18 protein-coding genes and 2 pseudogenes are annotated in these 23,629 nt (G+C 63.4%); 9 read left to right on the forward strand and 11 right to left on the reverse strand.

Annotation, left to right across the window (positions count from 1 at the left end):
- The first annotated feature begins 61 nt into the window (after positions 1 to 61).
- The 6 genes from M1D97_RS15315 to M1D97_RS15340 all read left to right on the forward strand — a co-directional run bounded on the left by M1D97_RS15315 (position 62) and on the right by M1D97_RS15340 (position 8,341).
- The gene (locus M1D97_RS15315) at positions 62 to 1,702 is read left to right on the forward strand and encodes a carboxylesterase/lipase family protein (protein WP_456268565.1); all 1,641 of its coding nucleotides are present in this window, start codon (positions 62 to 64) and stop codon (positions 1,700 to 1,702) included.
- Between the two features lie 129 nt (positions 1,703 to 1,831).
- Entirely contained in the window at positions 1,832 to 2,065 is a 234-nt protein-coding gene (locus M1D97_RS15320; protein ID WP_456268566.1) for a hypothetical protein, read from the forward strand.
- 165 nt (positions 2,066 to 2,230) lie between these two features.
- Positions 2,231 to 3,520 (forward strand): flippase, encoded by a 1,290-nt coding sequence (locus M1D97_RS15325; RefSeq protein ID WP_456268567.1) that lies wholly within the window; start codon positions 2,231 to 2,233, stop codon positions 3,518 to 3,520.
- A 32-nt stretch (positions 3,521 to 3,552) separates the two neighbouring features.
- Positions 3,553 to 4,683, forward strand: coding sequence for a CapA family protein (locus M1D97_RS15330; protein WP_456268568.1), 1,131 nt, complete (start codon positions 3,553 to 3,555; stop codon positions 4,681 to 4,683).
- 217 nt (positions 4,684 to 4,900) lie between these two features.
- Positions 4,901 to 6,055 (forward strand): M20 aminoacylase family protein, encoded by a 1,155-nt coding sequence (locus M1D97_RS15335; RefSeq protein WP_456268569.1) that lies wholly within the window; start codon positions 4,901 to 4,903, stop codon positions 6,053 to 6,055.
- Positions 6,056 to 6,229: 174 nt separating this feature from the next.
- Positions 6,230 to 8,341 carry a sensor domain-containing protein gene (locus tag M1D97_RS15340; protein ID WP_456268570.1) on the forward strand — a complete coding sequence of 704 codons (2,112 nt, stop codon included), beginning with the start codon at positions 6,230 to 6,232 and terminating at the stop codon, positions 8,339 to 8,341.
- Here the strand turns inward: M1D97_RS15340 and yccS are convergent.
- The 9 genes and pseudogenes from yccS to M1D97_RS15385 all read right to left on the reverse strand — a co-directional run bounded on the left by yccS (position 8,310) and on the right by M1D97_RS15385 (position 19,797).
- Positions 8,310 to 10,538: a YccS family putative transporter gene (yccS, locus tag M1D97_RS15345; protein WP_456268571.1), complete on the reverse strand. Its 2,229-nt coding sequence runs from the start codon at positions 10,536 to 10,538 to the stop codon at positions 8,310 to 8,312. The genes M1D97_RS15340 and yccS overlap by 32 nt on opposite strands.
- Positions 10,539 to 10,853: 315 nt before the next feature.
- Positions 10,854 to 11,103: pseudogene (locus M1D97_RS15350) on the reverse strand (methyl-accepting chemotaxis protein); the annotation flags it as partial.
- Between the two features lie 33 nt (positions 11,104 to 11,136).
- Positions 11,137 to 12,075 (reverse strand): annotated as a pseudogene (locus tag M1D97_RS15355) (PAS domain-containing protein); the annotation flags it as partial.
- Between the two features lie 236 nt (positions 12,076 to 12,311).
- Positions 12,312 to 14,492, reverse strand: a complete 2,181-nt coding sequence (locus M1D97_RS15360; protein WP_456268572.1) for a TonB-dependent receptor — start codon at positions 14,490 to 14,492, stop codon at positions 12,312 to 12,314.
- Positions 14,493 to 14,762: 270 nt separating this feature from the next.
- Positions 14,763 to 15,929: a nucleotide sugar dehydrogenase gene (locus tag M1D97_RS15365; RefSeq protein WP_456268573.1), complete on the reverse strand. Its 1,167-nt coding sequence runs from the start codon at positions 15,927 to 15,929 to the stop codon at positions 14,763 to 14,765.
- A 206-nt stretch (positions 15,930 to 16,135) separates the two neighbouring features.
- Positions 16,136 to 17,284, reverse strand: a complete 1,149-nt coding sequence (gene dgoD / locus M1D97_RS15370; RefSeq protein ID WP_456268574.1) for a galactonate dehydratase — start codon at positions 17,282 to 17,284, stop codon at positions 16,136 to 16,138.
- A 49-nt stretch (positions 17,285 to 17,333) separates the two neighbouring features.
- Positions 17,334 to 17,957 (reverse strand): 2-dehydro-3-deoxy-6-phosphogalactonate aldolase, encoded by a 624-nt coding sequence (locus M1D97_RS15375; protein ID WP_456268575.1) that lies wholly within the window; start codon positions 17,955 to 17,957, stop codon positions 17,334 to 17,336.
- Between the two features lie 30 nt (positions 17,958 to 17,987).
- The gene (locus M1D97_RS15380; RefSeq protein WP_456268576.1) at positions 17,988 to 18,956 is read right to left on the reverse strand and encodes a 2-dehydro-3-deoxygalactonokinase; all 969 of its coding nucleotides are present in this window, start codon (positions 18,954 to 18,956) and stop codon (positions 17,988 to 17,990) included.
- The gene (locus M1D97_RS15385; RefSeq protein ID WP_456268577.1) at positions 18,949 to 19,797 is read right to left on the reverse strand and encodes an IclR family transcriptional regulator; all 849 of its coding nucleotides are present in this window, start codon (positions 19,795 to 19,797) and stop codon (positions 18,949 to 18,951) included. Before M1D97_RS15385 ends, M1D97_RS15380 begins: the two co-directional genes overlap by 8 nt.
- A 290-nt stretch (positions 19,798 to 20,087) precedes the next feature.
- On the opposite strand from M1D97_RS15385, the gene M1D97_RS15390 reads away from it, so the two are divergent.
- Positions 20,088 to 20,225, forward strand: coding sequence for a hypothetical protein (locus tag M1D97_RS15390; RefSeq protein WP_456268578.1), 138 nt, complete (start codon positions 20,088 to 20,090; stop codon positions 20,223 to 20,225).
- 44 nt (positions 20,226 to 20,269) lie between these two features.
- Here the strand turns inward: M1D97_RS15390 and gloA are convergent, their stop codons facing one another.
- Positions 20,270 to 20,806 (reverse strand): lactoylglutathione lyase, encoded by a 537-nt coding sequence (gene gloA, locus M1D97_RS15395; protein WP_456268579.1) that lies wholly within the window; start codon positions 20,804 to 20,806, stop codon positions 20,270 to 20,272.
- Positions 20,807 to 20,875: 69 nt separating this feature from the next.
- Positions 20,876 to 21,973 carry a M42 family metallopeptidase gene (locus M1D97_RS15400; RefSeq protein WP_456268580.1) on the reverse strand — a complete coding sequence of 366 codons (1,098 nt, stop codon included), beginning with the start codon at positions 21,971 to 21,973 and terminating at the stop codon, positions 20,876 to 20,878.
- Between the two features lie 244 nt (positions 21,974 to 22,217).
- On the opposite strand from M1D97_RS15400, the gene M1D97_RS15405 reads away from it, so the two are divergent.
- Together M1D97_RS15405 and M1D97_RS15410 are read left to right on the forward strand one after the other, a co-directional pair.
- A complete protein-coding gene (locus M1D97_RS15405; RefSeq protein WP_456268581.1) occupies positions 22,218 to 22,862 on the forward strand; it encodes an OmpW/AlkL family protein in 645 nt (214 codons plus the stop codon).
- Between the two features lie 210 nt (positions 22,863 to 23,072).
- Positions 23,073 to 23,597: a C40 family peptidase gene (locus tag M1D97_RS15410; RefSeq protein WP_456268582.1), complete on the forward strand. Its 525-nt coding sequence runs from the start codon at positions 23,073 to 23,075 to the stop codon at positions 23,595 to 23,597.
- The last annotated feature ends 32 nt before the right edge of the window (positions 23,598 to 23,629 follow it).

Raw genomic sequence — 23,629 nt, forward strand, 5'->3', positions numbered from 1 at the left:
GGCTCACCGCCCGGGCGTGGTCTATCCTGAGCGCACGCTCAAAAGGAAACGGAAACGCCGCATGCAACGCTGGTTGAAAGGACTGCTGACACTGGGACTGCTGACTGCCCCGCTGTGGGCCGCGGCACAGAACGCCTCCGCCGATTCATCCATCACCCGGGTGGATATCGACAGTGGCGCACTGCGGGGCAGCGGTGCGCCGGGCGTGACCGCCTTCAAGGGCATCCCCTACGCCGCCCCACCCACGGGAGACAACCGCTGGCGACCGCCGCAGCCGGTGGCGCCGTGGCAGGGCGTGCGGGAGGCTACCGCCTTCGCCCCGGACTGCATGCAGCGCCCCGACCCGAGCGATGCCGCGCCGCTGGGCGTCACACCGTCCGAGAACTGTCTCTATCTCAACGTCTGGGCGCCATCTGACGCCATCCCCGAACCGCAGGCGGATCGTGCGCCAACCAACCACCCGGTGCTGGTATGGATTCACGGCGGCGGCTATGTCAATGGCGGTACCTCCACGCCGATTTATGACGGCAGCGCCTTTGCCCGCAATGGCGTGATTCTGGTCAGCCTCAACTATCGACTGGGCCGCTTCGGCTTTTTCGCCCATCCGGCCCTGAGCCGGGAGCAGCAGGGGCAGGCGCCTTTGGGCAACTACGCCATCATGGATCAGATCAAAGCGCTTGAGTGGGTACAGCGCAACATCGGCGCCTTCGGCGGCGATGCCGACAACGTCACCATCATGGGCGAATCCGCCGGCGGCGCCTCGGTGCTGGATCTGACCGGTTCACCGGCCGCCCGCGGGCTGTTTGAGCGCGCCGTGGTGATGTCCGGCGGCGGTCGAGCGCTGATGGGCCCCATGCCGGCCCTCGCCGACGACCGGCCCGACCATCCTTCGGCCGAGACCATCGGTGAGAATTTCGCCCGTCGTCACGGCATCGAGGGCAAGGGGCAGGCGGCGCTGGCCGCCCTCAGGGACCTGCCGCCCGAGCAGATCGTCGATGGCCTCAACATGAGCACGCTCATGGCGTCATCCAATGCCCCGCGCACCTGGGCCGGTGGCCCCATCCGCGACGGCGAGCTTATCTCCGGCGAGCCCGAGCGCATCTATCAGGCCGGCCTTGCGCAGCAGGTGCCGATGCTGATCGGTACCACCGATGCCGATCTGGGCTTCAGTACCGCTGACAGCATGGACGCCCTGTTCGCGCCCTTCGGCGAGGACGCCGACCGTGCCCGCGCACTGTATGCCCCGGAAGGCAGCGACAGCGTGCAGCAGGTGGGTCAGCGCGTGGGCATGGATCGCATGATGACCGAGCCGGCGCGCTTCATTGCCGATCGGGTGGCCGCCAGCGGCGAGCCGGCGTGGCGCTATCGCTTTGCGCACGTCGCCCTTGAAGCGCGCGACAAGTGGTCGGGTGCCATACACGCCAGCGAGCTGCCCTATCTCTTTCGCACACTCGACTCGCGCTACGATCGGCTGGACGACAGCGACCGCGCCATGGCCTGGCAGCTGCACCGCTACGTGGTCAACTTCGCCGGCAGCGGCAACCCGAACGGCGGCGGCGCCCCCACCTGGCCGCTGCACACACCGCTGTCGAATCTGATGATGGACTTCACCCAGGATCAGGGGCCGGTCGCGCGCCAGGACCCGTGGCAGGCACGGCTGGATCTGGTCGAGCGCCACCTGATGCCTGTTCTTGATCGCTGACTGCTACTGCGCCGCCACTGCTGAGGCAGTGGCGGACTACTACTTTGGTAAAGTTGTGTAACCAAATGTTTAGTATTATAACACTCTGGTCGATATCAAGCAGTGAACGTCTTCTGGAGACTCATCGCCATGAAACTGGAACGCTTTTACGCACAGGCCAATCAGCAGGACCCCATGCTGCAGGATGAAGAGACGCATGACGCGCTGATGAGTGCCCTGTCGCCCTGCCAGCAAATGGAGCAGGACTACACCAGCCTGATCCGGCGCGAGGAGCAACTGCGCCGGGCCTGGCAGGAAGTGCCCGATGCCCTGCGTCTTCTTGTGAGAGGCACATCGCTTGGCCGACTGCTGGAAGGCCTTTGAGGTTAATTGACGGATTCGACATTTCTGCCCTGCCCTGTTGTTGTGCTCGCTACATGCTGAGACGTCGCACAACTCTGCACACACGATTACCCTTTCTGGTGGCATGATCGGCCTCCCTTGCCGATCGGCCACTCCTCGGCGTCTCACCTTCGAAAAAGCAGCTTCATGAACAAGGCACTCATCAATACCGCCTGGATAATGGGCGAAAAGGTCATGTTTGCGCTGGCCGGCATTTTTATCACGGTCTATGTCGCCCGCTATCTGGGACCGAACGAGTTCGGCCTGATCAGTCTGGCGCTGGCCGTTGTAGCCCTGATCACCCCCATGGTGAAAATGGGCGGCGATAACGTGGTCTTTAACCGCCTGGCTCGCAACCGCCAGAGCGGACTGCTCCTGATGGCGGCCTCGACCCGGGTGCGAGCGATCAATTTCGTCATCATCTGTACGCTCCTGACCATAGGAGCCTGGTTTTATTTCGATACCTCCAAACAGATGCTGGTGTTTTCCATTATCATCTGGGGCAGCTTCTTTACCACCAACGAAATCTACAGCATCTTTTTCAACTCGTCGCTGGACTCCAAGTTCAACACCGTGGCGCAGAACACTGCCCTGGCGATAGGCGTGGCGCTGAAGTTTGCCTTTATCAAGCTGGGCGCCACGGTCGGCTTTTTTGCCGCGGCCAACATCACCCAGTGGGCCGTGTCGTATTTCATCAAGCAGTATCTGTTTCGCAAAAAGACCCGCGACGATGCCCATACCTTCAAGACCCGCAGCCGACGCCATTCGCGACATATCGTGAGGGTCGGCATCCCGCTGGCCATTTCAAGCCTGTCCATTGCCCTGTATACCCGTACCGATCAGCTCATGCTGGGCAGCATGCTCGATGAAACCCACGTGGGCTGGTACAGCGCCGCTCTGACCCTGTCGCAGGGCTGGATGATGTTTCCCATGGCGCTGATGACCTCCTGGATGGTGGGCATCAACCAGGCCAATCGTGGCAATGATGCCGCCCTGTTCGAACACCGCATTCGCCGGCTGTTTCTGGGGGTCTTCATGGTCGCGGTGATTCCGGCCATTCTTATGGGCATTTTCCGGGAACCGCTGATCGAGCTGCTCTATGGTGATGAATACACGCCGGCCGCTACCGTACTGGGTATCACGGTCATTTCGTCGGTGTTCTCGGTGCTGGGTACCTCGGCGTTCAGCGTGATTACCGTGATGGGCGGTTACAGCTTCCTGCTCAAGAAAATGCTGTTCGTCAGCGCGCTCAATATCGTTTTGAACTACCTGCTGATCCCCCAGTACGGGCTGGTGGGCGCGGCCCTGTCGACGCTGATTGCCGAAATCCTGTCGGCCGTGGTGCTTAATCTCTTCTACCGTCGTGGCCGGGTGCTGAAGCTTCAGTTGACCGCCTTCATGGGCGCCAGATCCCATACTGCACAGCCCGCGAGCTAACGGACAGGCCCTTTACCTCGGAAACCGATACCATGATTGAAATGTTTGTCTGTGGCGATGTGGTCAACCGCCAGTACGGTGGTGGCCCTGTCTGCGATGACGCCCTGAGCGCAACCATTGCCGCCTGCGATTACGCCGTATGCAATTTCGAGGCGCCGGTTCGCGGCTTTGGTCGCGAGCAACCCAAGGACGGCCCGCACATCAACCAGCAGGCCGATATCCTGCCAGTGCTCAAGGGACACGGCTTTGACATGCTGCTGCTGGCCAACAACCACATCATGGACTTCGGGAACGAGGCGCTCGAGGCCACGCTGCGCGAAGGCGAGCGGCATGACTTCGACATGCTCGGCGCCGGCATGAACGCCGAGCGGGCCTACATGCCGCTGATTCGCGAGATTCAGGGCGTGCGCATCGGCATGATCAACGCCTGTGAAGCTCAGTTCGGCGTGCTCGATCACAACGCCGATTCCGATCAGGCCGGCTATGCCTGGCTCAACCACCCTGCCATCGACCGGATGGTGGTCGAGCTCAAGCGCGAGTGCGATTTTGTCGTCGTTTTCGCCCACGCCGGGCTCGAGTTCCACGATATTCCACAAAAGGAGTGGCGTCTGCGCTACCAGCATCTATGCGATCTGGGGGCCGATGTCATCGTCGGCGCGCACCCGCATGTGCCCCAGGGCCATGAGGCCTATAACAACTCGCTGATCTTCTACAGTCTGGGCAACTTCTACTTCAGCAACCGGCCCAATCCGGCGGCAAGAAAGAACTATTCCTTTGCCGTGAAGCTGGGCTTCGAAAAGGGCAGCCCAGTGCAGTTCACGCCGGTCTTTCACCACACTGAAAATGACGTGGTATGCCTCTCTCCGGAGAATGACCGCACCGATCTGGCACGGCTGGACGCCCTGCTGCATGAGGGCTATCAGCAGCGCTACGACGAGATGAGTACCGCCATCTATCAACAGTACATCCAGCCCAGCCTGACCCGCAGCCTCATGGGCGTCCCCTGTGACGGCACGCTCAAGGGCAGCCTCAAGGAAATGGCGGCCACGCTGCTGGGCAAGCGCCGCCATCTCGACAAGCCGGTGCTGGGCATGCATTTGATGAGAAACGAGACCTACTACTACGCGGCCCGACGCGCCACCGAGTTGAAGGCAAGGCGCTGACGTCGCCCGGTCTCATGTAAAGGCCAGGGGCCCCTGACAGCACGCTGTCAGGGGCCTTTTTGACATCGAACGCTCTCACCGAGCCCGCGGGCCCGAGGAGAGGACCGGGCGCATCGACACCCGGTCCTGATCGGCATAAGGTTTTCGTCATGGCGTGCCGCCCGTTTATCCGGCATCGCCGACGACGCCATTCACCGATTTCGATCAGGAACGCTCCATGACCGCGCTTGAGTCCTATCCCGATGCCGAACAGCTGCGCCAGTGGCGCCGTGACTTTCATCGCCATCCCGAGATCGCCTTTGAAGAGCACCGTACCAGCGCGCGCGTGGCCGAGCTGCTGCGCGAGGTCGGTCTTGAGGTCCATACGGGGCTGGCCGGTACCGGCGTGATCGCCACGCTCGAGGGTGCCCGCGGCCCGGGGCGCACCATCGGGCTGCGCGCCGACATCGACGCGCTCGCCATCGAGGAAGCCACCAATCTGGAGTGGGCATCACAGACTCCCGGTCGCATGCACGCCTGCGGCCACGACGGCCACACCACCATGCTGCTGGGCGCGGCCCATGCACTGGCGCAAGATCCTGACTTCGCCGGAAAGGTGCACTTTATTTTCCAGCCGGCGGAGGAGAACGAGGGCGGCGCCCGGGTGATGATCGAGGAGGGACTGTTTGATCTGTTCCCGATGGACGCCGTCTACGGCCTGCACAACTGGCCGGGCATGGCGGTGGGCGAAGCCGCAGTGCACAGCGGCCCCTCGATGGCGGCCTTTGATGTCTTCACGCTGCGTTTGTCCGGCCGCGGCTGTCACGCCGCCATGCCGCACATGGGCGATGACGTCATCCTGGCGGGCTGCGAGCTGGTCAGCCGACTGCAGGGGCTTATCAGCCGCGAGCGCCCGGCGCACCAGCCGGCGGTGCTGAGCGTCACGCAGTTTCACGGCGGTGATGCCTTCAACGTCATGCCCGCCACGGTCGAGCTGCGTGGCACCCTGCGCTGCTTCGACCCGGCGCTTCGTGAACACCTTGAAGCGCGCTTTCGCGAGGCGGTCCAGGCCGACGCCGACTTCCATGGCCTTGATGTCGAACTCGACTATCAGTCGCGCTATCCGGCCACCATCAACGACGCCGAGCAGGCGACACGCTGCGCCGAAGTGCTGGAACGCATGCCGGAGATCCAGAAGGTGCATTACGATCTGCCGCCCTGCATGGCCTCGGAAGACTTCGCCTTCATGCTGGAGCAGTGTCCGGGCGCCTATATCTGGATGGGCAACGGCGACAGCGCCGCCCTGCACAACCCCGCCTACGACTTCAACGACGACCTTGCCCCGCTGGGCGTGACCTGGTGGCAGGCCCTGGTCCGACAGCTTTTGAGCTGAAAGCCTTTAGATCGCATCTCATTTCCACCCATCGCCGCAGTTGAGGCTCAAAAAAGGCCTTGATTGCGGCTTTGATCAGGTTTTCCTGTTTCACAATCAGGTTTTGACAATGTCTGCGCACTCTGTCGTGACGGCGGCAGACGTTTTTTCTGACTCCTTTCATCGATGATCGCCATGGCCGAATCACAGGCATTCACCGGCACCAGTCTGACCGACAGCGACGACCTTTATCGTCAGCTGGTGCAGAAAATTACCGACTATGCCATCTACATGCTCGACCCCGATGGCGTGATTATGAGCTGGAACGAGGGCGCCCGGCTCTTCAAGGGCTATGATCGCGATGAAATCGTGGGGCAGCACTTCAGCCGGTTCTACACGCCCGAGGAGCGGGACGCGGATCTGCCCATGCAGGGGCTGGCCGCCGCGCGCCGCAACGGGCGTCACGAGGCAGAGGGCTGGCGCCTGCGCAAGGATGGCAGCGCCTTCTGGGCCAGCGTGGTGATCGACCCCATTTTCGAGCAGGGCCGGCTGATCGGCTTTGCCAAGATCACCCGTGACATCACGCAGAAGCGGGCCCAGCAGCAGGAGATCATCGAGGCCCGTGACGCCGCTGAACGCCACTCCTGCGAGCTGAGCGGGCTCTACGCCTTTTTGCACACCGTCATTCACAACATCCCCACCCGGGTGCTGGTCGAGGACGAGACCGACGGCCGTTTGTTGCTGTGCAACCATGATAGCCAAAGGCCGCGGGAAAGCCCCCGAACGCTGATGGCCCATCTGGCCACCGAGGCGCTGCTGGCGCGGATCAAGTCCGAGCTGACGCAGCGCCGCACCGGCTCTTCCAGCGAGCTCCAGCTCACGCTGGAAACACCGGACGGCACCTGTCGCCTCAAGTGCCTGACGCTGGCCATCACGGACAACGGCCGGACCACCGGCCAGCGTCTTTACCTGATCGATGACATCACCGAGGAGCACACCGCTCAGGCCACCATTCGCCACATGGCCCATCACGATGCCCTGACCAACCTGCCCAACCGGCTGCTGTTCGGCGAGCGCACCCAGCGCCTGCTGGAGACACTTGAACCGCACATCGATCAGGTCGGCATGCTGCTGCTGGACATGGACAACTTCAAGAACATCAATGATGTGCTGGGCCACCATGTCGGCGACGAGCTGCTGTGCCAGATGGCCGCACGACTGCGCCAGCACCTGCATCACGGCGAAACCCTGGCGCGCATCGGCGGCGACGAATTCGCCCTGCTGGTGCCCGAGGTACACAACGATGTCGCCCTGTCGCGTCTGGCGGAGACGCTGGCCGCCAGCGCCCGGACGCCCTTTCAGCTCAGCGAGCATCGGGTCCAGACCGGCATCAGTCTGGGCGGGGTGCGCGCCAGCCGCGATATCGACAGCTTCGAGCAGCTGATGCGCTGCGCCGATCTCGCCCTCTATGAAGCCAAGCGCCAGGGCAAGGGCCGCTATGGCGCCTTTCGTGCCGAGCTGGCACAGCTGGCCCGCGAGCGCCTCGACCTGGAAAACGACCTGCGCGGTGCCCTCGCCGGCGAGGCGCTCTTTCTGCTCTATCAGCCCATCTACGACATTACCGGCGAACATACCACCGGCTTCGAGGCCCTGATGCGCTGGCGCCATCCGACCAGGGGGGTCGTATCACCGCTGGAGTTCATTCCGATTGCCGAAAACAGCGGCATCATTCTGGAAATCGGCGCCTGGGCGCTGGTCGAGGCCTGCTGCGAGGCGAGCCGCTGGCCGGTGACGCAGCGGGTGTCGGTCAATCTGTCGCCGGCCCAGTTCGGCCGCCAGGCGCTGGTCGATGAGGTGGCCCACGCCCTGGAAACGTCCGGGCTGGCGCCCTCCCGGCTGGAGCTCGAGATCACCGAATCGATCCTGCTCGATGCCAGCCAGCGCAATGTCGATATCCTGCATCAGCTCAAGCGGCTGGGCGTGCGCGTTGTGCTGGATGACTTCGGCACCGGCTACTCGTCGCTGCACTATCTGCGCGCCTTTCCGTTCGACCGGCTCAAGATCGATCAGAGCTTTATTCGCGACATGTGCGACAGCCGCGAGGCGCTGGCCATCGTGCGCGCCGTCACCGGCATGGGCAAGAGCCTCGACATGGAGGTCACCGCCGAAGGCGTCGAGCGCCCCGAGCAGATGAGCCTGCTTCAGCAGGAGGGCTGCTCCCACCTGCAGGGCTTTCTGCTCGGCCGCCCGGGCTGTGCCCACGACATTCCCGGTCTCACGTCGGTGACGTCGCCCTCGCTGCCCTGAAGGGCCCGCGATGGCGCCCCTGCTGATCCACCAGCCGACCGGCCACCTCGGCCAGCGGCGCCATCTGCTGACAGATCATGGTCAGCTGGGTGTACACCAGCCGCCGGGCATCCTCCATCTCCTCGAACGACTGATCGAGCTGCTCGATCAGCTCATGGGGCGGCGGCGACAGCGGCGCGGGCGCCTGGCGCCGCGACAGCGCCTGCGCGATGGCCGAGAGATAACCGCTGATCGCCTCGAATACGGTGTCCAGCTCCTGCATGTCGAGACGCTCGCTGACGCTGCGCCGATGCGCGCCCAGCGCCGACAGATGCCCCAGAATGCTGTGGGTGATCACCAGCAGGCGATAGCCCTCATCGGCGTCGTGGCGATACTGCCCCGGCTCCTGCATGACGCCGGCCAGGCGGGTCGACAGCGCCGCATCGGCGTTGTGGGCGTTGCGCCGCGCCAGCCGATAGGCCAGATCATCGCGCTTGCCGCTGCGATACTGGCGCACGATCTCGCGAAAATAGGCCTCGCTTGCCGTGACAACCGTCGCAGCCTCCCGATTGAGCCGTCGGCCCTGCCAGTCCGGCAGGATCAACAGGACCGCCAGCGCCGCCAGCCCCGCCCCCAGCAACGTATCAAACAGCCGCGGCCAGATCAGATCAAACCCGTCACCGACCTGATTGAAGCAGGCCAGCACCATCAGCGTGATGGCGGCCGTGGCCACCATGTAGTGACGAATGCGGGCGGCAAAGAAAAGCACCCCGGCCAGCACCGCAATCAGGGCCTGCGCCGCATCCCAGGGAAAGAGCGTGATCAGCGCCCAGCCGGCCACCAGCCCCACCACCGTGCCGATGATGCGCTGGCGCAAAAAGCGGTGGGTGGCGCCAAAGCTGGGCCGGCACACGAACAGCGTGGTCAGAAGGATCCAGTAGCCCTGGGTGGGGTGAATCAGGCGCAGCAGCACATAGCCGGCCACCAGTGCCGAGGAGAGGCGCAGGGCGTGACGCAGGATCGGTGAGGAGAGGCGCAGATGCCCGCGCACCCGCTGCCAGCCGTCGTTCAGGCTGCTGGGCGAGCGGTCGAACAGATTGCGGTCATGCTCATCCAGCGTCGTGTCCGGATTGTCGGCCCGCGAAAGCTGGCGCTCCAGCTCGCCCAGATTGATGACCAGCGAGGTCAGCGAGCGCAGCAGCCGGTGGTTCTGACGGCTGTCTGCCCCGGGCGGATAGCGCTTGAGATACTCCAGCGAGGCGCGCAGATCATTGAGCGCCTGCTCGCTCGCGCCGTGGTCGAACGACTGACGCAGCAGCAGCGCCCGTCCCAGCGCCCGGCAGGACTGCCCCTGCTGATGCAGCAGCCGCTGGCAGCGAAACAGCACGTCACTATGGAAAAAGTGCTCGGCCAGCGCGTCGTAGTCGTAGTGGGTGGAGCTGGCGCGCTCGTGAATGTCCTGGGCGATCAGATACAGGCGCAGGTAGCGGTCGATGCGCGCGCTGTTGTGCTGGCCCTGCAGGCGCGACAGGATCATCTCCTTGGCCTCGTTGAGCGCATTGACCACGCGGCCGTTCTGCCGCGCCAGCGCCAGCCGGCGAGTGCTGCGATCCACCCCGCGCAGCGGCTCGAACAGTGACGCCTTGATGGCGAGATACTCGCCCAGCTCGGTCATCAGTGCCGCCAGGCTCTGGCGCACCGGCTGATGGGTAAACAGCGCCTGCCAGACGATTGACAGCACGCCGTACCAGGCGGCGCCGGTGATCAGCAGCAGCGGTCCGTACCAGAGATTTTCCGGCATGGCACCACCGCGCTGCTCGATGTTGATCATGGTATAGACCGACAGGATCAGCGTCGCCGTGGTGATGGTGGCGTAGCGCTGGCCGATGGCGCCGAGCATGATCATGGTGAAGGTGGCAAGCCCCAGCCCGATGCCAAACAGCCACGGATGGCCAAAGGTCAGCTCCACGGCCAGCGAGGCGATGGCAAAGCAGACCAGCGTCACCACCAGCGCCCGCAGCCGACCCTGCCAGCTGTCATCGGTCTCGGCCAGGGCGCTGGCGATCACGCCCAGAAACAGCGGAATCATCTGCTCGATATGACCGGCAAGCCCGCTCCACAGCATGACGCCGGTCAGCGCGATAAACACGCGCAGACTGTAGGCAAAGGCATCCAGCGCCCAGAGACGGCGCAGTGAATGGGTCAGGCGATCGAGCATGGGCGCTGGCATCCACGGGTGGCAGGAAAGCGGAGCACACCGGGCGCTCCGTGACAGCGCGAACATAACAGAAAGGCGATAGTGACGACATTGTCACCCGGCTCGGGCCGCCCGGTCCGGGACGCGCTCAAGCGCCCCGGGAGCGACCATGGCCATCGACGTCAGGACATGAAAACGCCGGCCTCGAGAGACCGGCGAAAGGCAGACACCGCTACCCGACCGATCAGGTCTCCATGGTCTGCGGCTTTTGACCGGCGGTCTGATCCTCTGCCGACGTGCGGTTGACCATGTCACGGGCGCGGCGCGTGGCGTCATGAATCTCGTTGGCCAGCTTGCGCACCTCGCCGGCCACCACGGCAAAGCCGCGTCCGCTCTCGCCGGCCCGTGCGGCCTCGATGGTGGCGTTGAGCGACAGGATGTTGGTCTGATCGGCGATGCGCTGGATGGTCGACACGATCTCGTCGACCCCGGCCAGGGTGCGCTCCAGCTGCGCCTGCTGAGTCTGTTGCACGTCTTCCAGCAGTCGCTGCTCGTGCTGTATCTGGACATCTACCAGCGCCCCCACGACCCGCAGGGGACGCCCCTGGTCATCGCGTCGGGTCTGGCCGCGACCGCGAAACCAGCGATACTCGCCATTTTTGTGTCTGAGTCGAAAGGTGCTGTCGTAGGGGGTGCGACCGCTGTAGTCGTTGGCATGCTTGATGAGTGCCCCGACCGCCTCCTGCTTGTCGTCGGGGTGCAGCCGGCTCGTCCAGCTCTCCAGCACATCGGGAAACTCCTCGATGGTCTCAAAGCCGAGCAGACGACGCACCTGGGGGGCCCACCAGACGGGATTGGCAGGGTTGGCCGGATCGCCGTTGATGACCTCGATATCCCACAGGCCATCGTTAAGCATTTCCTGGGTGAGCTCAAAGCGGGTGACCACCTTGTCGAGTTCGGCTTCGCGCAGCACGCTGTCATGAATGTCGCGCAGCGAGCCGGCCACGATCAGCGGGGTGCCATCCTCATCACGCAGGGTATCTCCCTGAGCATTGAACCAGCGATATTCACCACTGCGGGTCGCTATTCGATATTGAATGTCAAAGGGAGTGCGCCCGCTCGTATCCCTCAGGTGTGCCCCGAAGGCCTCGAGCACGCGCTCCTTGTCCTCGGGATGCAGCCGGTCCGACCAGCTGCCCAGCACGTTGGGAAAGTCCTGGGTATCACGAAAGCCCAGCAGCCGACGCAGCTGCTGTGAAAACTGTAATTCGTTATCCGGGTTCGACGTATCGCCGTCGTAGACCCGCATGTCCCACACGCCATCACGGGTGACGTCGCTGATCAGATCAAAGCGCTGCTGCAGCTGCACCAGCGCCTTTTCGGTCTGCCCATCGCTCGCAGGGTCCGACTGCTCCAGCAGCGCTTCAAGCCGCCGGACAATCGGCCGCAGTCGGCGCGCCTGGCGCTCGCTGTCAAAGGTGATCGTCTCTCCGTGCTCGAGCTGGGTCAGCATCCGAGGCACGGCCTCCTGATCCCTGGAAGATGTCAGCCACTTCATCCTCTACTCCTGCCCATTTCAGACCCGGGTTAATGTAAGTAATGAATTATCGGCAGGCGCGGTGCAACTTACAGTTCGCGACAATTAATTATCACTATCAGTAATGACTGTATGTCGCGCGCCGTCGGCCAATGAAGGCGTCAGGCCCTCGGCGGGGGCAAGGGAAGCCCCCCCCGACATGACAACGCCGGCCACAAAGGACCGGCGGATGGCGTGAGACAGCCGTACGTGAAGGCTTAAAAATCCAGTGTGGCGGAGAGCTTGAAGGTGCGTGGCTCACCCTGCCAGAGGGTTGGCGAGCCGGTAGTGCTTGCTGACGCCCAGTATTCTTCGTCGGTGACATTCTCGATATTGGCGCGCCAGATCATACTGCCGTCATTGAAGGGCATGGTGTAGCGAAGACCCAGATCCAGCCGCGTCCACGGGTCCACCTTCAGGTTGTTGGCATCATCAACGTATTGAGAGCCGGTGCGGATCACGCGCCCGGTAGCAGTCAGGTTCTGCACGTTCGGCAGATCCCACTCACCGCCCAGCACATATCGATAGCCGGCCACTCCGGGGGCATCGTTGCCATCGTTGGTGCCGCCCGTGGTATCGCGCAGCTCAGGGTCCATCCAGGTGGCACTGCCCAGCAGACGCACACCCTCTAAAGGCTCACCGTAGACGCTGGCCTCGAGGCCACGATTACGCTGCTCGCCGTCATAGCCTGCGGTATTGGTGCTGTCGATGGCGACCTGAGGCTGCTCGATCTGAAACAGCGCGATACCGCCGCCGATCGAGCCGTAATCAAACTTGGCGCCGACCTCGTCCTGTCTGGAGCGCACAATGCCCAGCACGTCACCGGCATTGGTGACGTTGGCAGTGCCATTGGTAAAGGGTGCCGACTTACCGGCCTGGAGTGCTTCGATATGATTGGCGTAGAGCGAAATATTATCGGTGGCCTTGTAGACCAGTCCATAGATCGGCGTGACGCGGGATTCGCTGAATCGGCTGCTGCGTGATCCATCCAGAGCGCTGTAGTTGTTGACCTCGATTTCCTGATAGCGTGCGCCCAGCGTCAGCAGCAGGCGATCGTCGATAAAGCCCAGCGTGTCGGAAAGGGACATGCCGTTGTTATAGGTTCGACCGGTGGTATCGGGATCGCCGACATCGCCAAAGGCCACGTTTTCCGGGCGCTGATCGACGGCAATCGGATCATATAGATTGGTGGCGGGATCGGGAGAGAGCCCGGTGTCGGGGTATTCATAGGCGACATCCTGACGCGAATAGACGCTGGAATAGCCCAGATTGAGCTGATGTGAGACCGGACCGGTTTCCAGCTCGCCGCGCAGTCCAATCTGACTGGCCAGCGACTCGGACTGATAGGCCGTATCCAGCTGGCCTACAGTGCCGTTGCCGTCCTCATCGGCCAGCGTCACCGTCCCTGCCAGGCTGCGCTCATGGGTCCGATTGCCACCCAGCGCCGCGTAGCCGGTCCAGGCGTCGTTGAAATCATGCTCGCCGCGCGCCATGGCGAAGGTGGTTTCGAGACTGGAGTGGTTCCAGCCCGGCACATAGTTGGCATCACTATCAGGTACATCGGGCACTGAACCATCATTGTCACCGAGACTCAGATTGAGGCGATCGCTATCGATCACGGTTTTCTGATGGCCCAGATCGAATGAGAGCCGGTCGTCACCGCCGTCATAATCGAGCCCCAGCAGCGCCAGAGTGTTGTCACGCTCGCCGTCGTCGATGGCCGTATCACCGCGCCCGCGCTTGAGCGTCAGCCGAGCGCCGAACTCGTTGGCCTCGCCAAAGCGGCGCCCGACATCCACACCGGATTCGATATAGCCATCGCTGGTGTAGCCGGTCGACAGCCGGTTAATGGGCTCATCGGTGGCGCGTTTGGGCTCGATATTGACCGAGCCGCCCACGCCGGTGCCACCGGCCGGCACGCCGTTGGCAAAGGCGCTGGCCCCCTTGAAAAGCTCCACGCGCCCGGCAATGTCACTGGCGATAATCTGGCGCGGCAGCACACCATAGAGACCGCCAAACGAGATATCGTCGTTATAGAGATCAAACCCGCGAATCTTGAACGACTCCGAGTAGTTGCCAAAACCGGTGCCGACCGTGACCGAAGCATCGTTTTGCAGCACATCGCCGACCGTATCGGCCTGCTGATTCTCGATCAGTTCATCGGTATAGCCGATGACGCTGAACGGCACGTTCATCGCATCCTGTTCCCCCAGAATGCCGAGTCGCCCGCCCTGAGCCACCTGGCCTCCGGCATAGGCCGGCGGCGGCATGTTACCGGCGGTCTCGATCGCTGTGCTGGTCACCGTGATGGTATCGAGACGCTCATTCTGTTCAGCCGCGTATGCCACGCCGGTGACGACCACGCTTCCCGTCACGACACTGCCGGCAACACGCTGCATCAGTCGGTGCCCGAAAACCCGTTCCCTTGTCATTGCCCTGAACCCTGTCATTGTTCATGCCCGACGCCGTGCGGCGCCGGGATCCCGTGCTGTTTGTGTCCTGCCGCCAACGGCCGTTGGGGCCGGTGAGGACACGGCGTTACCACTTAACGTCAATACCATGCATTTGATAACTATTCGCATGTGAGGCGCAACAGGCATTGACTTAAACAGACATAAAAAAACCATCCCGAAGGATGGTTTTCATGACAAGCCGGCGACTCAACAGGATTAGTCGGTGTTGAACAGATCGCGGGTGTAGATCTTGTCCTTGACGTCCTCGAGCTCGGGCAGCATGCGGTTGGCGACGATGACATCGGATTCCGCCTTGAACGCCTCGAAGTCCTTGATGACGCGGGAGTTGAAAAACTCCTCCTCCGCCAGGTTCGGCTCATAGACAATGACCTCGATGCCCTTGGCCTTGATGCGCTTCATCACACCCTGCATGGCACTGGCGCGGAAGTTGTCGGAGCCGCTTTTCATCACCAGCCGATAGACACCGACCACCTTCGGCTGGCGACGCAGGATCGCCTCGGCCACGAAGTCCTTGCGGGTGCGGTTGGCATCCACGATCGCCTGGATCAGATTGTTGGGCACGTTCTGATAGTTGGCCAGCAGCTGCCGGGTGTCCTTGGGCAGGCAGTAGCCGCCGTAGCCGAAGCTCGGGTTGTTGTAGTGATCGCCGATGCGCGGATCGAGGCCCACGCCATCGATGATCTGCCGGGCGTTGAGGCCGTGGGTCTCGGCGTAGGTATCAAGCTCGTTGAAATACGCCACGCGCATGGCCAGGTACGTGTTGGAAAAGAGCTTGATCGCCTCGGCTTCGGTGCTGTCGACCAGCAGGGTGGGGATGTCCTGCTTGACCGCGCCCGCCTTGAGCATGTCGGCAAACTGCTCGGCGCGCTCGGAGCGCTCGCCGACGATGATGCGCGAGGGGTGCAGATTGTCATACAGCGCCTTGCCCTCGCGCAGAAACTCCGGCGAGAACATCAGGTTCTGCGTGCCGAAGCGCTCGACCGCATCGCGGGTATACCCTACCGGGACGGTGGACTTGATCACCATCACGGCGTCAGGATTGATCGCCATGACGTCATCGATGACCGACTCGACGCTTTTGGTGTTGAAGTAGTTGGTCTGGGGATCGTAATCGGTGGGCGTGGCGATGATGACATACGCCGCGTCGCGATAGGCCGCTTCCTTGTCCAGTGTGGCAGTGAAATTCAGCGCACGGTGGGCCAGAAAATCCGAGATCTCCGCATCCTCGATGGGCGACTCGCCCTGATTGAGGCGTTCGACCTTCTCGGGCACGATATCGACCGCGACCACTTCATGATGCTGCGCCAGCAGCATGGCGTTGGAAAGGCCCACATAGCCTGTGCCTGCAACTGCAATTTTCACTAGAACCGTCCTTTCGTCAAAAATGTGCTTTACCGACCGCCACCGCAGCATCCTGGCGCGGTGACAACGCCCCTCCGGGGCCATGGTCGTGCCTGATACCGCCCATCATACCCGAGCCATCCCGTGATGCGCTTGGCACAAACGCTACTCCGCCCCCGGCCCTGACGATGGTTCAGCGCGGCCGGCCCCCCGGACCGACAAACGGCCTACCACTCGGCAAAGCTGCCGTCGGCGTGGCGCCAGATCGGGTTGCGCCAGCGATGGCCGATTTCAGCGCGCTCGCGCACGTACTCTTCGTTGACCTCGACGCCCAGCCCCGGGCCCTGCGGGATCTTCACGTAGCCCTCCTCGTAGGCGAACACTTCCGGGTTTTTGACGTAGTCGAGCAGGTCGTTGCCCTGATTGTAGTGAATGCCCAGGCTCTGCTCCTGGATAAAGGCGTTGTAGCAGTTGGCATCGAGCTGCAGATTGGCGGCGAGTGCAATCGGCCCCAGCGGGCAGTGCAGGGCAAGCGCCACATCATAGGCCTCGGCCATGTTGGCGATCTTGCGCGTCTCGGTAATGCCGCCGGAGTGAGACGGGTCGGGCTGGATGATGTCGACGTAGCCGCCGGCCAGAATCTGCTTGAAGTCCCAGCGCGAGAAGAGCCGCTCACCGAGGGCAATCGGGATGTTGGACAGCGGCGCGATCTCCTTCAACGCCTCGGCGTGTTCGCTGAGCACCGGCTCCTCGACGAACATCAGTCGATAGGGCTCGAGTTCCTTCATCAGCACCTTCGCCATCGGCTTGTGCACGCGGCCGTGGAAGTCCACCCCGATGCCGAAGTGCGGACCCACCGCGTCGCGAATCGCTGCCACGTTGGCAATGACGCTGTCGACCTTGTCGAAGGTATCGATGAACTGCATCTCTTCACTGGCGTTCATCTTGATGGCGGTGAAGCCGCCGTCCATGCGTTCTTTCGCCATGCGCGCGGTATCGCCCGGACGGTCGCCGCCGATCCAGGAGTAGACGCGGATGCGATCACGCACCGCCCCGCCCAGCAGCTCGTGGACCGGCACGCCCAGCACCTTGCCCTTGATGTCCCACAGTGCCTGGTCGATGCCGGCCAGCGCGCTCATGTGGATGGCGCCGCCGCGATAGAACCCGCCGCGATACATCACCGTCCAGTGGTCCTCGATGTGCCGCGGGTCCTTGCCAATCAGATAGTCGGCCAGCTCATCCACCGCCGCCGCCACGGTATGGGCACGCCCCTCGACGACCGGCTCGCCCCAGCCGACCACGCCCTCGTCGGTCTCGATTTTCAGAAAGCACCAGCGCGGCGGCACGATGAAGGTTTCCAGTCGGGTAATTTTCATGACAGTACTCGGCAGTTCATGGTCAAAAGAGGATCAAACAGGAGGCGGTTCAGCGCTTGAGCGCCTGCCAGGCATCACGAAAGGCGCGGGCGTTGCGGCCCACTTCTTCGGCGCTCATGCCGGGCTTGTAGAGCGCCGAGCCCAGCCCGAAACCGCCGGCGCCGGCATCGACAAAGTCCTGCATGTTGTCCGGCGTAATGCCGCCCACCGGCAGCAGCGCCACCTCGGGCGGCAGCACGGCGCGCCAGGCCTTGATCACCTTCGGCCCCAGCTGCTCGGCGGGGAACATCTTGAGCGCATCGGCGCCGGCGTTGAGCGCGGCGAAGGCCTCGGTCGGCGTGGCCACGCCCGGCGCGCTGACCAGCCCCGCGGCTTTGGTGGATTGAACGATGCGGGTATCGCCGTGCGGCGAGACCACGAGTCTGCCGCCGGCATGGGCCACGTCACGGACCTGCTGCACGCGGGTGACCGTACCGGCGCCGATCAGGCACTGCTCCCCCAGCGCCCGGTCCAGCCGCACGATGCTCTCCAGCGGCTCGGGCGAGTTGAGCGGAATCTCCATGATGCGAAAGCCGGCGTCATACAGGGCCTGGCCGACGGGCTCGATCTCCTCCTGGGTGATACCGCGCAGGATCGCGATCAGCGGCAGGGTCTCCAGATACTGATTCAGCATGGTGTGCTCCTTGTCAGGTCATCAGGGCCATCAGGCCGGGGCCATCAGACCGGCCTGACGGGCAATGCCCATCAGCCCGCTGATGCTGGCGTCATTAATGGTCTCGACATCGTGGCATTCAAAATGTGACAGCGCCCGGACGTAGCGCCGGCACAGGGCGTCATCACCGATCAGCGCCAGCGTCGGACGGGACGTTTTGCCCAGCGCGGCCGTCGCGCTGCGCACCTCTTCGCCGATCAGAAGCCCCGAAAGATAGGCCAGACTTGCCGCGGGCGAGAGCTCATCGGCCAGCACGCGGCTGCGCACGCTGAAAAGCTGCCCCGACAGCCCGGCGCTGCCGGCACCCCGGGCATTGGCAAGCCCTTCATCGAAGGCCTGCTGGCTGGCCGCGTCAGTAACATCTTCCTGACATTCCAGCGCCGGCCGCCCCAGGATCGAGTGTTCGCGCAGCACGGCATAGAGCTCGCCGGTCATGTGGGTGGTGAACGCCTCGAGGCGCTCATCCTCGATCCGCGCCCACTTGCTGTGAGTGCCCGGCATGATCAAAAGCGACTCCCGCGCAAGCGCCGGATAGCGGGCCATGACGCCCAGCAGCTGGGTCTCCTCGCCGCGCATGACATTGGGCAGCGCGCCGGTGCCCGCATCGCTGTGCTGCATGACGCCGGGCACCAGCGAGAGCCGGTCGATGCCGGTATCGATGATGACCAGCCCATTGGCAATGGCCTCGGCGTCGGCCGGGGCCGTCACGTAGGGCACTTCATGCCAGCCGCCGCGGCTGCCGATCATGCCGCAGGCCAGCGCCGGCAGGTCGGGGTAGGCATCACGCCATTCACCCACCACCGCCTGATAGGCCCGGGCAAAGTCATTGTCGGGCGTATGCAGAATGCCCCAGGGCTCGTGGCGACTGTCGAGCACCCGGCCCTGGTCATCGAGCAGCCAGGCGCGCAGTGAGGAGGTGCCCCAGTCGAGCGCGATCAGTCGCGCAGAGGTGTCAGTCATGAAAGGCTCCCGCAGGTGAAGAAAGGGCAGGGTCGGAGTGAAGCTCGGATCGAGCGATCCGGTCCGAGAGCTGTGCGGCGGCGTCGCGAACCATGGGGGCCAGCTCGGTGAGGCGGGCATCCGACATCCAGGGCGTGGCGCTGGCGATACTGATGGCCGCCGCAATCCTGCCCTGCTCATCGCGTACCGGCGCGGCCACGCAGCGAATGCCGCGCTCGTTGTCCTCGAGATCCAGTACGACGCCCGTCCTTTGATAATCGAGCAGCCGCGTTCGATACTCGGACCAGTCCGGCGGCACCAGCGGCGCCAGCCCCGCCACCGGCGCCTCGCTCTGGCGCGCGTGATGATCAACGGCCCGGGTGTAGAGCCGCTGCCACTGTGGCTCATCGAGATCGAGCATCAGCGCCCGCCCCACGCCGGTCAGCGCCAGCGGCAGGCGCAGCCCGGGGCGCGAGCGCATCTCCAGCCCGCGCGAGCCGTCGATCTTGTCGAGATAGACCACGTCGTCACCCTCACGAACGCCCAGATGCACGCTGTCCCCGCAGGCGCGCGCCAGCGCCTCGATGACCGGGCGGGCCAGCGTGGCCAGCGGCATCTGTTCATGGGCGCGCACGCCCAGCGTGGCCAGCTTCAGACCGAGCCGATAGCCCTGAGGGCTCTGGCGCAGATAGCCCGCATGAACCAGCGCCGACACCAGCCGGTGGGTGGTGCTGCGCGTGCACCGGATACGCTCGCCGATGGCGGCCAGGTCGTGATGGCCATCGGCCACGGCGTCGATGACGGCGAGACCGCGCATCAGGGTCTGGGCACCGGCCGGCTGCGCGGCGGAAGAGGATGTCATGACATCAGTCTACGCCTAAATCGACCATATCCCAACATGCAAACACCAATCCCACATTATGGGAATGCAATAATGCTACGAAGGTCGCGATCCTGTATCAGGATCAAGACAATACCGATGCCGGATGACGACAGAAGAGGTGCATGCCGGACACACCGATTCCCCGGGGACTCACCTGTCCCGCTGGCCCTTGGCCGTGGCGGCGATGGCTGCAGCCGTGATCCTGCACGGTCGTCTGAAATATCTGCACCTGCGCCTGCGCGGACGCCTTCCCGCGCAGGCGCGTGACGATGCCGGATCGCAACAGCCTGCACGGCGAGCAGGCGCAAAATAATCACGACGTCCCTTCTGATGAAACGACGCTGACCCGGACGCCAAAGGACGCCCCTGTGGAGCAGGGAACGCCCAACGGCCCGACCCCCGGCTGATCCCCGGGGCCCGACGGTGTCCAAAATCCGATCGGCGTCGGGCGTTACTGCCCGGCGCCGGCCATCAGGTCGGCCTGGATCACCTCGATCCAGTAGCCGTCCGGGTCCTTCACGAAGACCACGTTTTTCATCCTGCCGTCATTGGCACGCTTGATGAACTCGACCCCCATGTCCTCGAACCAGGTCTCGGCGCTTTCCAGATTGGGCACATTGAAGCAGATATGGCCGTAGCCCTGCGGGTCCGAGTTGCCGTTGTGATAGGCAAACTCCGGGTCGTCCTCGGTGCCCCAGTTATGGGTCAGCTCCAGCAGCCCGCGCTGGCTGAAGGTCCACACCGTGCGCTCATCCGGGTCTTCCGGCACGTTATCTTCCGGCGAGAGCTGGGTCAGGAAATAGAGCGTGAACTGCAGCTCGGGAAAGTCGAGCTTGCGCAACAGGCGCATGCCGAACACGTGGGTGTAAAAATGCAGGGCCCGCTCCGGGTCCTTGATACGCACCATCGAATGGTTGAGCGTAAAGCCCGCCGCGGCCGTGGGGATTTCCTCGGCCACGCCCGGGGCCTTCTCGGTAAAGGTGGTCATGATGACTCCCGAAAGTGATATCCGTACTGACACACAGGGGCATCATGTCACTGATGCCCCGTGAAGCGCTCACTCAAAGTAGCTGAACGTCTCGCCGGCCTGGATGTTCAACAGCGTGTCGTGGATCAGGCGGATGACGTTTTCGACGTCCTCGCGCTGCACCATTTCGACCGTGGTGTGCATGTAGCGCAGCGGCAGCGAGATCAGCGCCGAGGCCACCCCGGTGTGGCTGTAGGCGAACGAATCGGTGTCGGTGCCGGTGGCGCGTGACTTGGCAACGCGCTGGAAGGGAATGTCGCCCTTCTCGGCCACTTCGAGAATGCGCTCGCGCAGACGGTTCTGCACCGCCGGGGCCCAGGCAATCACCGGGCCGGCGCCCATCTTGTTGCTGCCTTCCTTCTTGGGATCGATCATCGGCGTGTGGGTGTCGTGGGTCACGTCCGTGACGATCGCCACGTCCGGGCGGATGCGCTCGGCGATCATCTGCGCGCCACGCAGGCCCACCTCTTCCTGCACCGAGTTGACGATGTAGAGGCCGAAGTCCAGCGTCTTGCCGCTCTCTTTCAGCAGGCGCGCCACCTCGGCAATCATGAAGCCGCCCATGCGGTTGTCCAGCGCGCGGCAGACGTATTTGTTGCCGTTGAGGATGCTGAAGGTGTCCGGATAGGTGATCACGCAGCCGACGTGCACGCCGAGATTTTCGACCTCTTCCTTGTTGTCACAGCCCACGTCGATAAAGATGTTGTCGGGCTTGGGCGCCTGCTCCTCACTGCCCGGGCTGCGGCGGGTATGGATCGCCGGCCAGCCGAACACGCCCTCGACGATGCCATTTTTCGTATGAATATTGACCCGCTTGGAGGGCGCGATCTGATGGTCGCTGCCGCCGTTGCGGATCACATAGAGCAGCCCTTCGTCGGAGATGTAGTTCACATACCAGCTGATCTCGTCGGCGTGCCCTTCGATGACCACCTTGTAGTCGGCGTCGGGATTGATCACGCCGACCGCGGTGCCGTAGGTGTCGGTGAAGAACTCATCGACCCACGGACGCAGATAGTCCATCCACAGTTTCTGGCCTTCCCACTCATAGCCGGTGGGCGAGGCGTTGTTGAGGTAGCGTTCGAGAAACTCGAGCGACTGGTCGTTCAGAAGGGGGGTGTCGTTGCTCATGGGGTGTCCTGTTCCTGCGATGTTCAGGGATCGATCGATCCGTACGCCCTGACCATGGCGCGAATGGGCGCGCGCGTCCAGCGTACCGAAACAATCCGTCACACCTCTTTTGACATGCGTCAATAAACAAACAGCGTTCGCCGGCACAATGGTTTCACACCATTCAACGGGATCGGGTCAGGTGCTGGCTGCCTGAGGGGAACCCGAATCACACCGAAAAAATCCGTTCAGGGGAACCATGCACATGCGCGCGCTGCCGCTTATTTCCATCGCCGCTCTGGCACTCGGAGCTACCGTGGGCACGGCCCAGGCCGCCGAATCCACCTATGGCCAGGGCGATTTCTTTACCCGCGCCGGTCTTGCCAAGGTGTCACCAAAGGATGACAACGGTGATTACGATTCACTGGGCGTGGACAAGGTCGACGTCAAGGACGGCCGCGGCTTTGCGATCACCTTCGGCTATCGCTTCCTCGACCAGTGGGGCGTGGAGCTTCTGGCCGCGCAGCGCTTCAAGCATGACTTCAACCTGGACAGTGACAACGGCGGCTCGGTCAAGCATCTGCCGCCGACGCTGACGCTGCAGTACTACCCGCTGGGCGGCACCGATGCCCGCGTACAGCCCTACGTCGGCGCCGGCGTCAACTACACGCGCTTTTCGTCGGAAGACGTCAATATTGATGGCGCCAGCATGGACATGGACAGCTCCTGGGGCTGGGCCGGTCAGGTCGGCGTCGATCTGCTGATCAGTGACCACTGGGCCATCAACGCCGCCGCCTGGTATCTCGACATCGACTCCAATGTCACCGCCCGCGCCGGCGGCGAAAGCTACAAGACGCACCTGGATATCGACCCGGTCGTCATCATGAGCGGCATCAGCTACCGCTTCTAACCGGTATGACCCTTTTCGCGTCATCTTCTCGAGTGGCGCAGACCCGACGGTTTCGGCCTGCCGTCGGGTTTTTTTTGCCTGTCACCAGCCCCCTCATCCCGCCATCCCCCGTCCCGAACATGGCGCTGCACGATTTTATGCCGGGTGACTCGAAACGCGGCACCGCTCGCGGTTACTATCGAGACATTTGCTGCCTACCGGAATCCGCCCATGCTCCTGTCCGCCGCCCTTCCCCGCCCCCGAGTGCCGACCAGGTGCCTGCGTGATGCGTCCGTTCTGATCACGCTTTTATGGCTGGCCGGCTGTGCCGGCACCCCTGACATGCAGACCAGTGACATGGCGGGGCCGATCTCCGAGCAGCAGGATCTCTCCATCGAGCGGGTATTGGTGATGAATCACGCCCGTGACGCGCTGGGTACGCCCTACAAGTACGGCGGCACCACACCGGCCGGCATGGACTGCAGTGGCCTGACCCAGGCAAGCCTCATGGCCGCCGGCATCGAGATTCCGCGCACCTCGCAGCAGCAGTTTGACGCGCTCGAGCACATCGACCGCGCCCGCCCGGGGGATCTGATGTTTTTCGGCTCCGGAGGCAGCGTCAGCCACGTCGGCATCTACATGGGCAACAACCGGATGATCCACGCCCCGGGCAGCGGGCGCCAGGTCAGCATGGCCACCCTTGATAACCGCTACTGGCGCAGCCACTATCGCGGCGCAGCGGCGCCGGCGCCCTGAACGACCGTTTTTTCACTCTTCCGTCACGAAAG

Source organism: Kushneria sp. AK178, assembly GCF_053903105.1.

What these genes read in the sequence shown, in the direction of transcription:
- M1D97_RS15315 (WP_456268565.1), top strand. Translation starts at nt 62, where the DNA reads ATGCAACGCTGGTTGAAAGGACTGCTGACACTGGGACTGCTGACTGCC.
- M1D97_RS15320 (WP_456268566.1), top strand. Translation starts at nt 1,832, where the DNA reads ATGAAACTGGAACGCTTTTACGCACAGGCCAATCAGCAGGACCCCATG.
- M1D97_RS15325 (WP_456268567.1), top strand. Translation starts at nt 2,231, where the DNA reads ATGAACAAGGCACTCATCAATACCGCCTGGATAATGGGCGAAAAGGTC.
- M1D97_RS15330 (WP_456268568.1), top strand. Translation starts at nt 3,553, where the DNA reads ATGATTGAAATGTTTGTCTGTGGCGATGTGGTCAACCGCCAGTACGGT.
- M1D97_RS15335 (WP_456268569.1), top strand. Translation starts at nt 4,901, where the DNA reads ATGACCGCGCTTGAGTCCTATCCCGATGCCGAACAGCTGCGCCAGTGG.
- M1D97_RS15340 (WP_456268570.1), top strand. Translation starts at nt 6,230, where the DNA reads ATGGCCGAATCACAGGCATTCACCGGCACCAGTCTGACCGACAGCGAC.
- yccS (WP_456268571.1), bottom strand. Translation starts at nt 10,538, where the DNA reads ATGCTCGATCGCCTGACCCATTCACTGCGCCGTCTCTGGGCGCTGGAT.
- M1D97_RS15360 (WP_456268572.1), bottom strand. Translation starts at nt 14,492, where the DNA reads ATGCAGCGTGTTGCCGGCAGTGTCGTGACGGGAAGCGTGGTCGTCACC.
- dgoD (WP_456268574.1), bottom strand. Translation starts at nt 17,284, where the DNA reads ATGAAAATTACCCGACTGGAAACCTTCATCGTGCCGCCGCGCTGGTGC.
- M1D97_RS15375 (WP_456268575.1), bottom strand. Translation starts at nt 17,957, where the DNA reads ATGCTGAATCAGTATCTGGAGACCCTGCCGCTGATCGCGATCCTGCGC.
- M1D97_RS15380 (WP_456268576.1), bottom strand. Translation starts at nt 18,956, where the DNA reads ATGACTGACACCTCTGCGCGACTGATCGCGCTCGACTGGGGCACCTCC.
- M1D97_RS15385 (WP_456268577.1), bottom strand. Translation starts at nt 19,797, where the DNA reads ATGACATCCTCTTCCGCCGCGCAGCCGGCCGGTGCCCAGACCCTGATG.
- M1D97_RS15390 (WP_456268578.1), top strand. Translation starts at nt 20,088, where the DNA reads ATGCCGGATCGCAACAGCCTGCACGGCGAGCAGGCGCAAAATAATCAC.
- gloA (WP_456268579.1), bottom strand. Translation starts at nt 20,806, where the DNA reads ATGACCACCTTTACCGAGAAGGCCCCGGGCGTGGCCGAGGAAATCCCC.
- M1D97_RS15400 (WP_456268580.1), bottom strand. Translation starts at nt 21,973, where the DNA reads ATGAGCAACGACACCCCCCTTCTGAACGACCAGTCGCTCGAGTTTCTC.
- M1D97_RS15405 (WP_456268581.1), top strand. Translation starts at nt 22,218, where the DNA reads ATGCGCGCGCTGCCGCTTATTTCCATCGCCGCTCTGGCACTCGGAGCT.
- M1D97_RS15410 (WP_456268582.1), top strand. Translation starts at nt 23,073, where the DNA reads ATGCTCCTGTCCGCCGCCCTTCCCCGCCCCCGAGTGCCGACCAGGTGC.